General features: G+C 68.7%; 14 protein-coding genes. 9 read left to right on the top strand and 5 right to left on the bottom strand.

Annotation, left to right across the window (positions count from 1 at the left end; all coding sequences use genetic code 11):
* Positions 1–8: 8 nt before the first annotated feature.
* Positions 9–389 carry a hypothetical protein gene (locus ACFHWS_RS09610; protein ID WP_416550877.1) on the bottom strand — a complete coding sequence of 127 codons (381 nt, stop codon included), beginning with the start codon at positions 387–389 and terminating at the stop codon, positions 9–11.
* A 697-nt stretch (positions 390–1086) separates the two neighbouring features.
* Between ACFHWS_RS09610 and ACFHWS_RS09605 the strand changes: the two genes are divergently transcribed.
* From ACFHWS_RS09605 to ACFHWS_RS09595, 3 genes are all read left to right on the top strand, one after another.
* On the top strand, positions 1087–1284 hold the full coding sequence (locus ACFHWS_RS09605; RefSeq protein WP_416550876.1) for a hypothetical protein: 198 nt from the start codon (positions 1087–1089) through the stop codon (positions 1282–1284).
* Between the two features lie 120 nt (positions 1285–1404).
* The gene (locus ACFHWS_RS09600) at positions 1405–2019 is read left to right on the top strand and encodes a GNAT family N-acetyltransferase (protein WP_416568044.1); all 615 of its coding nucleotides are present in this window, start codon (positions 1405–1407) and stop codon (positions 2017–2019) included.
* The gene (locus tag ACFHWS_RS09595) at positions 1985–2467 is read left to right on the top strand and encodes a methylated-DNA--[protein]-cysteine S-methyltransferase (RefSeq protein WP_416550874.1); all 483 of its coding nucleotides are present in this window, start codon (positions 1985–1987) and stop codon (positions 2465–2467) included. Before ACFHWS_RS09600 ends, ACFHWS_RS09595 begins: the two co-directional genes overlap by 35 nt.
* Before the next feature lie 76 nt (positions 2468–2543).
* Here ACFHWS_RS09595 and ACFHWS_RS09590 read toward each other — a convergent pair whose 3' ends face one another.
* Both ACFHWS_RS09590 and ACFHWS_RS09585 read right to left on the bottom strand, forming a co-directional pair.
* On the bottom strand, positions 2544–3623 hold the full coding sequence (locus ACFHWS_RS09590; RefSeq protein ID WP_123607432.1) for an inositol-3-phosphate synthase: 1080 nt from the start codon (positions 3621–3623) through the stop codon (positions 2544–2546).
* A 23-nt stretch (positions 3624–3646) separates the two neighbouring features.
* Positions 3647–4315, bottom strand: a complete 669-nt coding sequence (locus ACFHWS_RS09585) for a PadR family transcriptional regulator (RefSeq protein WP_416568043.1) — start codon at positions 4313–4315, stop codon at positions 3647–3649.
* 173 nt (positions 4316–4488) lie between these two features.
* On the opposite strand from ACFHWS_RS09585, the gene ACFHWS_RS09580 reads away from it, so the two are divergent.
* The 3 genes from ACFHWS_RS09580 to ACFHWS_RS09570 all read left to right on the top strand — a co-directional run bounded on the left by ACFHWS_RS09580 (position 4489) and on the right by ACFHWS_RS09570 (position 9812).
* Positions 4489–4950 carry a DUF5318 domain-containing protein gene (locus ACFHWS_RS09580; protein ID WP_416550872.1) on the top strand — a complete coding sequence of 154 codons (462 nt, stop codon included), beginning with the start codon at positions 4489–4491 and terminating at the stop codon, positions 4948–4950.
* 194 nt (positions 4951–5144) lie between these two features.
* Positions 5145–8039 (top strand): transglycosylase domain-containing protein, encoded by a 2895-nt coding sequence (locus ACFHWS_RS09575; RefSeq protein ID WP_416568042.1) that lies wholly within the window; start codon positions 5145–5147, stop codon positions 8037–8039.
* 144 nt (positions 8040–8183) lie between these two features.
* Positions 8184–9812 (top strand): glycosyltransferase family 87 protein, encoded by a 1629-nt coding sequence (locus ACFHWS_RS09570; protein ID WP_416568041.1) that lies wholly within the window; start codon positions 8184–8186, stop codon positions 9810–9812.
* Here ACFHWS_RS09570 and ACFHWS_RS09565 read toward each other — a convergent pair.
* Positions 9747–11699, bottom strand: a complete 1953-nt coding sequence (locus tag ACFHWS_RS09565) for a hypothetical protein (protein WP_416550869.1) — start codon at positions 11697–11699, stop codon at positions 9747–9749. The genes ACFHWS_RS09570 and ACFHWS_RS09565 overlap by 66 nt on opposite strands.
* A complete protein-coding gene (locus ACFHWS_RS09560; protein WP_416550868.1) occupies positions 11696–12487 on the bottom strand; it encodes a deoxyribonuclease IV in 792 nt (263 codons plus the stop codon). The genes ACFHWS_RS09565 and ACFHWS_RS09560 overlap by 4 nt, the downstream gene beginning before the upstream one ends.
* 152 nt (positions 12488–12639) lie before the next feature.
* Here ACFHWS_RS09560 and ACFHWS_RS09555 point away from each other — a divergent pair, with 152 nt between their 5' ends.
* From ACFHWS_RS09555 to ACFHWS_RS09545, 3 genes are all read left to right on the top strand, one after another.
* Positions 12640–12909: a hypothetical protein gene (locus ACFHWS_RS09555; RefSeq protein ID WP_416568040.1), complete on the top strand. Its 270-nt coding sequence runs from the start codon at positions 12640–12642 to the stop codon at positions 12907–12909.
* A 241-nt stretch (positions 12910–13150) separates the two neighbouring features.
* Positions 13151–13441: a 30S ribosomal protein S6 gene (rpsF, locus tag ACFHWS_RS09550; protein WP_363851323.1), complete on the top strand. Its 291-nt coding sequence runs from the start codon at positions 13151–13153 to the stop codon at positions 13439–13441.
* Between the two features lie 82 nt (positions 13442–13523).
* On the top strand, positions 13524–14060 hold the full coding sequence (locus tag ACFHWS_RS09545) for a single-stranded DNA-binding protein (RefSeq protein WP_416550865.1): 537 nt from the start codon (positions 13524–13526) through the stop codon (positions 14058–14060).
* Positions 14061–14103: the final 43 nt, after the last annotated feature.

Here is a 14103-nt window from a genome sequence, read left to right as displayed (position 1 = left end):
GAGGGCGGTCAGCCTGGTCGGCCGGGGCGCCGGCCGGATCGGGTGCGGGGATGCGGCGTCGGTGTCAGGAGAGGCAGCCCGACGAAGAAGACGCAGACTCCGGCCAGAGCCGCCGCTGCCAGGGTCAGCCACCAGTACGGTACGGACGCCGCACGGCAGACCGCAGCCACCACGACCGTGGTGAGCAGAGTCGACGCGCAGACAATCGCCAGGTTGATCGTTTGGTGGAGTTGTCCCTTCACCTCGACGGCGCCGCGCAGGGTCAGCAAGCGGTTGCGGACGCTGACCGTCATCTTGTCGGGCTGTATCGGGACCTGTTCAGCCTTGGCGCTGGGCTCCTCGTGTGCGAGGTCGATCTCCCGAGTGTCCCGCTGGGCTCCGTCTGCCATCCGTACTTCTCGCATCCTCGTAGCAGATGTGCACTGAACGTGATCGGTCTTCGTGTAGCAGTCTATGCAACTGAGAGTTCCTCTGGGTGCGCATGACACGCTGACGATATATGCATGAAGCACCTATCTGGCTGCCACAACCCGTCAGATCAAGGGGTGACTGGTGTGTAACTCAGTGTGACTTTGCTCCGGGTTGGCCGTCGAATCGATCCCTGGTCGCCGGTAGCGGAGCGCATTCATCCGCTTTGAGTGAAGCCTAGGGCCTATCTTTCGTGGTCGAGGGCTGTGGGATGTGAAACTCGAGATTGATTCGCTACTCAGGAAGCGCTAGCTTGACCGGACCAAGATCTAGCAGGTTGGTGGATGTCAGTTCGTGTGTCTGAGGTGCATCACTCGTACGTAAGAGGGGCACATATTCGATGCAGATGTGGCATCATCTACAGCGTACGCCCGTTCGGTTACCCTGAGTGGCGGCGTGCGTGGGGCCAATGGTCCTGATTGTCGGGACGACGTCCGTGACCAGCTCGTCACGCAAAGGAGACAGGCAGTCATGAGTCCACTACCAAATGCTCCTGACGGAGTGCGGTCGGCCGCATCGGGTCGGCCCTCGAACGGTTCGACCGAACACACCGGTGCCGGGGGCCGCCGCGAGGAGTCCTCCACAGGCGGGACCGCGGCTGTCGGAGCGCTGACCCGCGTGACGGCGAACTTCACTCCGAGGGCGATCTCGGCCTTGGAGAAGATCGCCGTTGAGACCGGCGATTCCAAGACCGACATCCTCAACCGGTCCGTGCTGCTCTACGACGCGATCCTCGATGCGGTCGAACGTGAGGGCGGTACCCTGCACGTTACCTACCCGGACGGCACCCGCGAGCGGTTGCGGTTCATCGGCTGACGAGATTCAGCCGAGCCCAGGTCTGCCAGGCCGGTCGCGCTGCGTCCCAGGTGACGCCGGCGGGGATCGGCCGGGCCTCGAGCTGTCGTCCAGCCGCCGGTCCGATGGGACAATCGGCGGGTGCAGGTGCTCGTCCGCTCGACGCTGACCCCCGCCGACCTGGCCGCGATTCGGCAGCTCGACACATCGTTCGTCGCCACCTCGATGTACCACGTCGTCGCCCGCCACGACGGTTTCACGCTGCGGGAGGTTCCGGTGTCGCCGCCGGTGCGCAAACGGTACGACCTGACCGAAGGGGTAGCCGAGGGCGGTCGGCCATGGGACCTGTACGCGCTCGCGATCGCCGGCGACCAGCCGGCCGGCTTCATGGCGACCACCTACCAACGGTGGAACGGGCGGCAGGTGGTCAACGAGCTGCACGTGGCACCGGCGTACCGCCGGCGCGGGGTGGCCCGGGAGCTGATCGGCATAGTGCAGGTCACCGCCCGGGAGAACGCCGCCCGGGAGATCTGGTTGGAGACCCAGAACGTCAACGTCGCGGCGGTACGCGCGTACCGCCGGCTCGGCTTGACCCTGACCGGCATCGACACCACCCGCTACCCGCCGCCGTACGCCGACGAGGTGGCCCTGTTCATGTCGGCCGCGGTGCCGCCCGCACCCGGTGACCCGGCCCGTCAGCCGACCGGCGGACAATCGGCGGATGCGATGGGCGGTGCTGGACTCACCGATCGGTGAGCTGTCGGTGGCGGTGGACGACGTCGGCGTGTGCCGGGTGCTGTTCGGGCGTACCGACGAGGTGGTCGACGTCGCGCCGACGGACCTGGTGCTGTGCGCGGCGCTCGACCAACTGCGCGGCTACTTCGCCGGTGCGTCCACCGGTTTCACGGTGCCGCTGTCGGTGCGGCGGGGCACGGAGTTCGAGCGGGCCGTGTGGCGGCGGATGACCGACATCCCGTACGGACAGACCGAAACCTACGGTGCGGTCGCTGCGGCGGTGGGCGACCCGCAGGCGGCGCGGGCGGTCGGGGTGGCCTGCAACCGCAACCCGGTCCCGGTGATCGTGCCCTGCCACCGGATCGTCGGAGCCGGCGGCAAGCTGGTCGGCTTCGGTGGCGGGCTGGCCCGCAAACGGCATCTGCTGGAGCTGGAGGCGGCGGTGGCGCTGCGCCAGGCATGGACCTGAACGGTTCCGGGCGGCCCCGCTACAGCGGGACCGCCCGGCGATGCGAGGTGCCGATCGACCGGCGAACGGCCGGGGATCAGCGCTCGATCTTGTTGACGATGAAGTCCTCGACCGCCTGGCGGGCGTCGTGGTCGGCGTACTGCTCCGGCGGCGACTTCATGAAGTAGGACGAGGCCGACAGGACCGGGCCGCCGACGCCCCGGTCGAGGGCGATCTTCGCGGCGCGCAGCGCGTCGATGATCACGCCGGCGGAGTTGGGCGAGTCCCAGACCTCAAGCTTGAGCTCGGCGTTCAGCGGGGTGTCACCGAACGAGCGGCCCTCCAGCCGGATGTACGCCCACTTGCGGTCGTCCAGCCACGGCACGTGGTCGGACGGGCCGATGTGCACGTCGCTCTTGGCCATCTCGTGCGGCACCTGGGAGGTCACCGACTGGGTCTTCGAGATCTTCTTGGAGACCAGTCGGGTGCGCTCCAGCATGTTCATGAAGTCCATGTTGCCGCCGAAGTTCAGCTGGTACGTGCGCAGCAGCTCGACGCCCCGGTCCTCGAACAGCTTGGCCAGGGCCCGGTGCACGATGGTCGCGCCGACCTGGCTCTTGATGTCGTCGCCGACGATCGGCAGCCCGGCGTCGGTGAACTTCTGCGCCCAGGTCGGGTCCGAGGCGATGAACACCGGCAGGGCGTTGACGAAGGCGCAGCCGGCGTCGATGGCGGCCTGCGCGTAGTGTCGGGCGGCCTGCTCGGAGCCGACCGGCAGGTAGCAGACAACCACCTCGGCGCGCGCGTCGCGCAGCGCCTGGGCGATGTCGACCGGCTGCTGGTCGGATTCCTGGATGACCTCCTGGTAGTACTCGCCTACCCCGTCGAGGGTGGGGCCACGCTGCACCAGCACCCCGGTGGGCGGTACGTCGCAGAAGGTAATGGTGTTGTTCTCGCTGGCGTTGATCGCCTCGGCGAGGTCCATGCCGACCTTCTTGGCGTCCACGTCGAACGCCGCGACGAACTCCACGTCCGAGACGTGGTAGTCGCCGAAGGTGACGTGCATGAGACCCGGGACGCGGTCGTTGGGGTCGGCGTTGCGGTAGTACTCCACGCCCTGTACCAGGGACGAGGCGCAGTTTCCGACACCGACGATGGCGACGCGGACGGAGCCCATCGCGTTTGCCTCCTTCTTGTTCTTCACGGCCGCTCCGGCTCGTCTCCGGGCTGTCCCGGCGGAGCCTCCCTGGTCTGTCCAGGCGGGGGCGGATCGTTCTCTGCGGGTTCGAACTTCATGGGTTCGGGGTGGCCGGTGCGTGGGGCCCGGCCGGACCGCTCGCTGGCGATCAGCTCCTCCAGCCAACGGACCTCGCGTTCGCAGGCGTCGAGTCCGTGCCGTTGGAGTTCGAGGGTGTACGCGTCGAGCCGCAGAGCGGCTCGACCGAGCACCTCGCGGAGCCCTTCCCGGCGCTCCTCGATCTTGCGCCGCCGCCCCTCCAGAATCCGCAGCCGGGTGGCCCGGTCGGTCCGGGAGAAGAAGGCGAAGTGCACGCCGAACCCGGTGTCCTCGTAGGTCTCCGGACCGGTCTGGGCGATCAGGTCGGCGAACCGTTCCTTGCCTTCGGCGGTGATGGTGTAGACGACCCGGCCGCGGCGGCTGGTCAGTGCCGGGATCTCCGCGTCGGCGGTCGTGTGGTCGTCGGCTTCGGCGATCAGGCCGTTGGCCTGCAGCCGGCGCAGCGTGGGGTAGAGCGAGCCGTAGCTGATCGCGGCGCGGATCGCCCCGAGTTTGGCGGCGAGCTCCTTGCGGAGCTCGTAACCGTGCATAGGGGACTCCTGAAGCAGGCCGAGGATGGCGAGTTCGAGCACGCTGCCCCTCCTACCTCGTGGTCTGCCCGGCATCGTCGACTCGATGTATCGAGCCGATACATCGACACGGTAGACGGAAACCCGACACCGGGCAAATGGTTCCCTGCGTACGGTCGGCTACTGATCGTGACCGTAGTCGCCAAGGTCAGCCGGGACCGCGTACGCTCGTGGCCATGCGTTCGCAGCGTCAGGTCGTCGACTACTCGCTTCAGCGACGAGCCGTGCTGCGCGAGGTGTTCTCCGGCCGGGTGAGCAGCCACGAGGTCTGCGATGCCTCGCCCTACCTGAAGAGTGCTGCCCGGTTCCACGGCGAGCCGACCGACGAGAGCTGCCCGATCTGTCACCGCGAGAACCTGACCCACGTGCACTACATCTATGGCGATGAGCTGAAGCAGTCCGCCGGACAGGCCCGAAACCGGGCCGAGTTGTCGTTGCTGGCGATGACGCTGCGTGAGTTCCAGGTGTACGTCGTCGAGGTGTGTCGCGTCTGCAACTGGAACCACCTGGTGGAGCAGTATCTTCTCGGCCGGGATGGCCTAGGCGTTGGCGGTGACGGCGAGGCTGACGACGCCGTCGCCGTGTCTGGCGGCGGCCGCCCATCAATGACCAAACGAAGGCGAGAGGCCCGACGGTGAACCTGATTGCCCGGTCGCTACGTAGGCACCAGAGAGTAGGCAGGGCAACGTTTCTGGTTAACCGGACAAGTCACGATATTTCTGATGAAGTGACTTTCGGCTGCTGGTGTCGCTCCGGCACCGGTAGTGGGCCAACTCACGGCAGACCGGTGGTGGCGCTGGAGCGCACCACCGCAACCGGCAGGGTGTGACACATGAACTCGTACGGCGACCCCAACTCCGCCCACGGGCGTGCCTACAGTCCAGGCAGCGGTGGCGGATACGGATCCGAGCCGGATGACTACCACTGGGCCGGGGCGGACGACGCCGGGCCGGCCCGCGGCCACTCCGCGCGGGGCGACTCCGAAGCAGGTTGGCACGGCGGAGAAACTTTCCGCGGACCGGCCAGCCCCGGCACCGGTCGGGCCTCGGTCGGTGGCCGGGCTCCGGTCAGCGGCGCCTCCGCCGGACGGGCCTCCGCCGGACGAGCGTCGGTGGGTAGCGCGTCGGTCGGCAGCGCATCGGTCGGCGGCGGCCCAGCCGGTCGGGCCTCGGTCGGTGGCCGGGCTCCGGTCAGCGGCGGTGCCCCGGTCGGTGGTGCCGCCGGTCGCGCCGGAGTCGGCCGGGCGACCGTCGGGCGGGCCAGCGTACGACCGGTGTCACCGGCCGGTGGGTTCGGCGGCGGTCCGGGTGGACCGGGTGGACCGGGCGGACCGGGCGGTCCGGGTGGACCCGACGGCCCGTCCGGGCCGGGTCGCCGTGGCCGGGGCGGTCGCGGCGGCGACCCTGCCGCGGCGAAACGGGCCAAGCAGCGTCGGCGAATCAACCTGCTGATCGCGTCGTTCGCGGTCCTGATCATGCTCACCGGTGGTGCGGTCGTCGGCGGCACCTACTACTCGACGACGGTGACCCTGCCCGAGGAGCTGCCGCTGCCGCTGGCCAGCACGATGTACGCCAGCGACGGCACCACCCGGATCGCCAAGCTGGGCGAGTTCAACCGGGTGTTCGTCACCGTCGACCAGATCCCCGAGCACGTGCAGCGGGCGGTGGCCTCCGCCGAGGACCGCAAGTTCTACGAGCACTCCGGCGTCGACTACGTCGGTATCGCCCGGGCGGCCTGGAACAACTTCACCGGCGGCACCCGGCAGGGTGCCTCGACGATCACCCAGCAGTACGCCCGAAACGCGATGGACCTGCAGGAGGTCTCCTACGCCCGGAAGGTCCGCGAGGCGGTGCTGGCCTCGAAGCTCACCGACCGGTACGACAAGTCCGAGATCATGGGCTTCTACCTCAACACCATCTACTTCGGCCGCGGCGCCTACGGCATCGAGGCCGCAGCGCAGCAGTACTTCGGCAAGCCGGTCGCCGACCTGTCGGTCGCCGAGGGCGCGGTGATCGCGGCAGTGATCAAGCAGCCGGAGCCGGACGCGACCACCGGGCACCAGGGCTACGACCCGGCGGTCAACGAGGCCGAGGCCAAGGTCCGCTGGGAGTACGTGATCGGTGGCATGGTCGAGATGGGTTGGTTGCCCGAGGCCGAGCGACCGACCGAGTACCCGGAGATCCGGGAGGTCGACCCGAACAGCTGCATCATCGACTGCGGGATCAACACCCCCGAGGGCAACGTCATCAACTACGTCCGCGACGAGATGGTGCAGATGGGCATTTGCACGCCGGACACCTGCTCGCAGGAGCTGCGGCAGGGCGGCTACCGGGTCGTCACGACGATCGACGCGAAGATGCAGAACGCCGCAGAGAAGGCGATCTGGCGTGAGGCCAAGGGGTCGGCCATGGAGGGCCAGCCGGAGAACCTGATGGCGGCGATGGTCGCGATCGATCCGGAGACCGGCCGGGTGCTCGCCTACTTCGGCGGCGACAACGGCACCGGGCACGACTACGCCGGCCGCAACTACGAGAACGGCCAGTGGACCGGTGGTCACTCGCCCGGCTCGACGTTCAAGATCTACACGTTGGCCGCCGCCCTGGACAACGACATCTCGGTCGACTCGCACTGGACGGCCGAACCGTTCAAGGTCGAGGGCACCGAGATCCAGGTGCAGAACGCCGGCCGGAACGCCAGCTGTGGCGAGTGGTGCTCGCTGGAGTTCTCCACCGTCCAGTCCTACAACGTGCCCTTCTACCACGTCACCGAGCAGATCGGCGCCGACAAGGTGGTCGGCATGGCCAAGGCGGCCGGCGTCGCCACCATGTGGAACACCGCCGACAACAAGCCGTACGACCTGACCACGGCCGACCCGAAGGAGGTCGCTCCGTCGCCGTTCTTCAACGTGGTCGGGTACGGGCAGTACCCGGTGACGGTGCTCGACCACGCCAACGGGGTGGCAACGCTGGCCAACCGCGGGGTCTACAACAAGGCCCACTTCGTGATCTCGGTCGAGAAGAAGAACCTGGTCAGCGGTGAATGGGTGACGGCCGGAGGCGAGCAGCTCAAGCCGGAGCAGCGGATCCGGCAGGAGGTCGTGGCGGACCTGACCGACGTGCTGACCCAGATCCCGAACAACATCAACAGGGACCTCAACGGTGGGCGTCCGGTCGCTGGCAAGACCGGCACCTGGGAGCTCAACGAGTCCAGCGGCGAGAACGGCGATGCCTGGATGGTCGGCTACACCCCGCAGATCGCGACGGCGGTGTGGGTCGGCAACGTCGGAGACCGCAAGGCGATCCGCGACAAGAACAACAACAAGATCGGTGGTAGCGGACTGCCCGCCATCATCTGGCAGCGCTTCATGAACGAGGCACACAAGGGAATGGACGTCGAACAGTTCCCGGCTGCCCGGGAGATCGGCAGCGTCGACGCCGGCAACGGCAAGTCGCCGGCCCCGCCGCCGCCGGACCCGCAACGACCGGGTCGCGGCGGAATCTGCGACGGCCCGCTGGGCGACCTGTTCTGCCCGGGCGGTGACAACAACGGGAACAACGACGGCGACCAAGGCGACGACGGTGCCGGTAACCCCACGGGAACTCCTGGTAATGGGGCCGACCCCAACGACGGTGACGACCAGGGTGGCGACGGCGGCATCGGGTTCGACTTCGGCGGTGGTGCTGGCGGCACCACCGTGCCGCCGACACTGCCGCCACCGACACGCTGATCGACGGACGTAGATCACCAACCATCGCGCCGGCCGGTGACCAGGTCAACTGACCTGATCACCGGCCGGCGCGGTACATCGGTGAACTCGACATGCCGGTCCTGGGCAGACGAAAGCAGGTCGAGTACGGCAGGATGCCTGTTCATGAGCGTGCAGCCGCCGAACGGTATCGATGGAGTTGAGCGGGCCGAGCAACCTGGACCGGCTACCGCAGCCGAGGGCGAAGCGGTCGAGCGGCCACCCGTCGACCACCCGTCGCGCGCTGACCGGTTCGTCCGCGGCCTGTCCGAAGCGATCGGGGGCCCGCTCGGCCGGCACGCCGCCGGCCAGGACCGGCCCGCCGGCCGGCCCGGCCGGTTCTGGACCGCCGCCCGGATCGTTCTCGCGCTGATCTGCCTCAGCCTCGCGGCGCACTGGGTGCAGAAGTCGCCCTGCATGGACGGCGCCTGGCAGGACAACATCCAGTACACCCGGTTCTGCTACACCGACGTACTCGCCCTCTACTACGCCGAAGGGCTCAACGAAGGCAAGGTCCCCTACCTCGACCACCCCGTCGAGTACCCGGTGGTGACCGGCTACTTCATGGGGGCGATCGGGCTACCGGTGCACGCGCTCGGCACAGACCGACCCGAGCTCAACCAGGCGATGTGGTTCTACAACGCCAACGCCCTGGTGCTCTGCGCGCTGGGGGTGGCCGCCGTGGCGGCGATCCTCGCCCTGCGCCGCCGCCGGCCGTGGGACGCCGCGATGTTCGCCCTCGCCCCTGCGCTGGTGCTGACCGCCACCGTCAACTGGGACATGCTGCCGATCGGGTTCGCGATGTTCGGCCTGTTCGCCTGGGTTCGGCAGCGTCCGCTGCTCGCCGGCGTCCTGCTCGGCATCGGCGGCGCCGCAAAGATGTGGCCGCTGTTCCTGCTCGGACCGATCCTCGTCCTCGGCCTGCGGTCGGGCCGGATCCGGGCCATCGTCACCGCGATCGTCGCGGCGGTCGGCACCGTGGTCGCGGTCAACCTGCCGGTCTACCTCTTCGCCCACGACGGGTGGCGGCGGTTCTTCGAACTCAACTCCGAACGGCCAATCGACTGGGGAACGCTGTGGTACATCGGGCGCTACCTGGACGGCAAGTGGGCCGGCGGTGCGTCCGGCAGTCAGGGTCCGTTCCAGTGGCTCGGCGACAACATTCCGACGCTGAACACCCTGTCGTACGTACTGTTCGGCCTGGCCTGCCTCGGTGTCGGCGCGTTGGCTGTGCTCGCGCCGCGTCGACCCCGGCTGGCCGCGTTGGCCTTCCTGGTGGTCGCCGCGTTCCTCATCTTCAGCAAGGTCTGGTCACAGCAGTTCACCCTGTGGCTGCTGCCGTTGATCGTGCTGGCCCGGCCGCGCTGGGGTGCCTTCCTCGCCTGGCAGGCCGCCGAGGTCGGGTACTTCCTTGCCTTCTACGGGCAGCTGCTCGGCACCGCGACCGGCAGTCAGATCATTCCCGACGGGGTCTTCGTGCTGGCCGCCACGCTGCGGCTCGGCACGGTGGTGGCGCTGTGCGTGTTCGTGATCCGCGACATTCTCCACCCGGAGCGGGACGTGGTGCGCCGCAACTACTCCGACGACCCGGACGGCGGCGTCTTCGACGGTGCGCCGGACGCCGGCTGGGTGCCCAAGGTCCGCCGCTGGTTCAACGACCAACGCGAACCCCGGCCGGCCGCCGGAGGATCACAGTCGGTAGACGACGGTGTCGCCGATGTCGACCCGGTCGATGCCGAGCCCGTCAACCGGTAGGTCGACGGTGGTCTGCCACGGCGTCCCGGGCACCTGGTCACGCCGGAGCACCACGGTACGCACGCCCAGCTCGCGCAGGTATCCGATGCTGGCCTGGTCGGGGAACGTCCGGGTAATCTCCCGTACCTCGGCCAACTGGTCCGGGGTGAAGCCGCTGCCGCCGTTCACCACCGGCTGGAACCGGGTCGTCGACCAGAGCATCACGTGCTGGTCGAGATTCTGGCTGCTGGGCAGCACCAGAATCGGGCCGTCGTCGACCCGCATGATCTGCGGCTGCTCGGGCACCTCCGGGTGCGGGGTGACGTTCAACCCCTCCACCAGGACCAGCAGCAGGGGCAGCAGGGTGGCCAGCCGCAGCAGCGCACCGGGCCGTTCGGTAACTCGTAGCCGGGCGATGTCGTCGACCCGACCGACGAACGCCGCCACCGCGCCGGCGGCGAGGATCGCCAGCAGCAGCGTGGTCCACAGCATCATCCGGCCCGGCGTGCGGATTCCGTCCCAGCCGGGGACGTACTCGAAGAGCAGGCCGTAACTGTAGGTGCCGCCGAAGAAGCTGCTGCCCATCGCCAGGATCCCGGTGAGCAGCACCCCGCCGAGCAGCAACAGCCGTTGCCGCCAGGTCCAGATGGACAGCACCAGCCCGGCGAGCGCCAGCGCGTACAGCACGAAGCCGGGCAACAGAGTCATCTCCGGATGCCAGGGCAGTGCCGCGCGGGCGTCGGCGTGCCGGTCGCCCCAGATCAGCGACTCCGCCGGCGCGGTGAAGAACCCGGACACCGGCGGTGAGTACGCGGCCAGGTCGGCCATGGTCCGAGCGGCGTTCGGGTGCAGTTCGGCGACCCGGAAGTACGGGATCGCCAGCAGCACCCCGACGGCGGTGAACAGCGCGCCGCCGGCCAGGTCGGTGAGCAGCAGTACGGCTCCGAACGGCTTTCGCTGCGGCCAGAACCAGGTGCGCCGTACCAGGTACATGGCCAGTGAGGCCAGGCAGATGATCGCCAGGATGTAGATGAACGGCAGTCCGATACCGAATCCGAGGCTGATCTGCCAGGCCGCGGTCAGCCAGCCGGCCAGCGCCCAGCTGACGCTGCGCCGCTGCGGTCGGTAGCCGTACCGCAGTGACCAGCCGTGTCCCCGGGCCAGCATGGCCAGCGCCAATGGAATGCCGCCGTTGGAGACGATGTGCAGGTGCCCGGCCTGTGACAGCAGCCACGGCGCGTACGCGTAGCCGGCCGCACCGACGGCTGCCGCGGTCCGCCCGGTGCCGAGCTGGCGGATCAGTGCGTACGCGCCGAGCGCCGCCAGGGCGTGGGCCAGCACGAAGATGATGTTGTAGCGCAGGACCGCCGCCACCGGCCCGTCTCCGATCATGCCGGCGGGCGCATAGCCGAGCAGGGTGTCGGAGAAGGCGAAGCTCCACGACTGCGGGTAGAAGGTGTTCGACTGCCACAGCTGGGTGGGGTCGGTCAGCAGAACATGCCCGGACCAGGCCATCTGCCAGGCCTGCAAAGTCGGATCCCAGGTGTCCTGCGGGATCGTGTAGAGCGGGTAGCGCAGCGTGGGCCAGGTCATCGCCACCGCGACGACGAGCGCCGCGACGGTGGCCAGGCTCCATTCGTGGATCAGCACCCGGACGACGGCCTGCCGGGCCCGCACCAGCCGACCCGGCCGGCTCTCCGGCGCCGGACCGAACGCGGTGAACGGATCGTCGGTCGGCTCGGCCTTGCTCTCCGGCGGATCGTCGGTCGTGACGGACTCGGCCTCCGGCCGGCCCACCGTCGTCTCGTCGAGTTGCTGTTTGGCGCCGTTGGTCGATGCCGGGTCGGGGCGGACCGGGTCGGCCGTGCTGGCCCGGTCGCCGTCGGCGGCTGCTCGCTTGCCGGTCATCGGGCCGTATCCTGCTGCCCCAGCCGATCTCGCAGGAAGGCGATGTCCGCCGCCTGGCCGTCGGTGCCACCCGGAGTCTCGACGATGACCGGCGCGTCGGCGGATCGGATCACCGCGACGATCAGTTCCGGGTCGATCATGCCGGCCTGGAGGTTCTCGTGGCGGTCCCGGCTGCTGTCGAAGGCGTCTTTGGACCCGTTGGCGTGGATCAGGTCGATCCGGCCGGTGATCGCCTTGACCCGGTCGACGATGTCGAGCAGCTCCTCGCCTGCGGCGTGGGCGTGGCAGGTGTCCAGGCAGAAACCCGGCCCGAACTCGCCGATCGTGTCCCACAGCCGGGCCAGCGCGTCGAACCGTCGAGCGCAGGCGTTCTCCCCGCCTGCGGTGTTCTCGATCAGCACCGGCACCGGAAATCCGCCCTGGTCCCGTGCGTAGGCGAAGGTCTTGCGCCAGTTGTCGAAACCCACCGCTGCGCCGTCGCCCCGGCTGACGTGGCCGCCGTGCACGATCAGACCCTTCGCCCCCACCTGGCGGGCACCGGTGGCATGGCTCAGCAGGAGCTTGCGACTCGGAATCCGGATCCGGTTGTTCGAGGTGGCGACGTTGATCACGTACGGAGCATGCACGTAGCGGTCCACGTCCGAGCTGGCCAGCTGAGCCGCGTCGGTGCGCGGCTGCGGGGCCTTCCAGCCCTGCGGGTCGGAGAGGAAGAACTGGACCGCGTCTGCCCGTCGGTCGGCGGCTGCGGTGAGCGGGTCGCTGGGGTCGACGTGGGCTCCGATACGCATGGGCCGAGCCTACGTGGCAAGCCTGACGATCCGGGCACCGGCGGTTCGTGCGTCCACCGGTTCGTACCGGTGGACGTGGGCCGGCCGCCCGGCGAGCCGGCCGCGTCACCGCCGCCGATCGCGGTCGTTGCTCCCGGTAGAGAACCGGCCCGGTGTCTCCGCCGATCGGCGGAGACACCGAGGTCTTCGTCCTCATCTTCGTGCCGGGACCGGTGCCACCGTTCGTGCTGGGAGAGGACGTGCCGATAGAACTGTCGCTTGCGGAGGGCGTGGCGGACCGCTGGCTCGCCGGTCTGACCGGACAAGATCATCCAATCGGACTATTAGCGCTCCTTGCGCTAATTGCTGTGATTGGCGTGTCTGTAGCAGCAATAAGGGTTATAGTTGTGCAACACGGGCAGAGGTTCAAGCACCTGCCCTGACCAGCGCACAACTGCACAGGCTCCGCGGGGCGCCTCACGTCCAACCTCGTCGGTGTGGTCGTTCCTCCCCAGGTCCCACCCAAAGAATGCGGACAGGGGCGCCCCGCGGCTCGTGCCCGCAGCCGGCTATCCTTGTCCGGTTGCGCCGACGTCAGTTGCCTGACTGGTCGTCGGCGTCACGACGCTGGACCTCCTGCCACGGAAGGACCGTGGCCGTCAGCCCACAGGAGGTGAGTACGTCTTGCGTCATTACGAGATCATGGTCATCCTCGACCCCAGCCTCGAGGAGCGCACGGTCGCGCCCTCGCTCGACACGTACCTCAACGTGATCCGCACCGCCGGAGGCTCAGTCGAGAAGCTCGACGTCTGGGGTCGCCGCCGCCTCTCCTTCGAAATCAACAAGAAGGCGGAAGGCATCTACGCGGTCATCGACCTGCAGGCCACCCCGGATGCTGTCGCCGAGCTGGACCGCCAGCTGCGACTCAACGAGTCGGTGCTGCGCACCAAGGTCATTCGGCCGGAGACGCGCTGACCGCGTCCCACCGGTCCGCCCGACAGCTCTCGTCGGTCCTGTCACACGGCTCTGGCAGCCTGGTGTCGAGGACGTCGACTGAGTGCGCGAGGAGATGGTCATGGCAGGAGATACCACCATTACGGTCATCGGCAACCTGACCGATGACCCTGAGTTGCGCTTTACCCCGTCGGGAGCAGCGGTCGCCAAGTTCCGGGTGGCCTCGACCCCCCGGTACATGGACCGAGCTTCCGGCGAGTGGAAGGACGGCGAGCCGCTCTTCCTGTCCTGCACGGTGTGGCGCCAGGCGGCGGAGCACGTCGCCGAGTCGCTCCAGCGGGGTGCCCGGGTGATCGTCTCGGGTCGGCTGCGGCAGCGGTCGTACGAGACTCGTGAGGGCGAGAAGCGGACCGTCATCGAGTTGGAAGTCGACGAGATCGGCCCGTCGCTGCGGTACGCCACGGCGAAGGTGCAGAAGATGTCCCGATCCGGCTCCGGCGGCGGCTTCGGCGGCTCCGGTGGCGGTGGCAACCAGGGCGGCGGCTTCGACGACCCATGGGCCACGGCCGCGCCGGCCGCGCCGGCCGCCTCGTCCGCCCGTTCGGGCGGCGGGAACTTCGACGAGGAACCTCCTTTCTGATATGGCTTCCAACGCCCGCGATCGCAAACCAGGAGCACGAGCA

Origin of the sequence: Micromonospora sp. LOL_013 (genome assembly GCF_048060315.1) — a bacterium.
In the GTDB taxonomy this organism is placed as follows: domain Bacteria; phylum Actinomycetota; class Actinomycetes; order Mycobacteriales; family Micromonosporaceae; genus Micromonospora_E.
The sequence above is the reverse complement of the archived record's forward strand: the minus strand, read 5'-3'. Positions and strand labels throughout refer to the sequence as shown.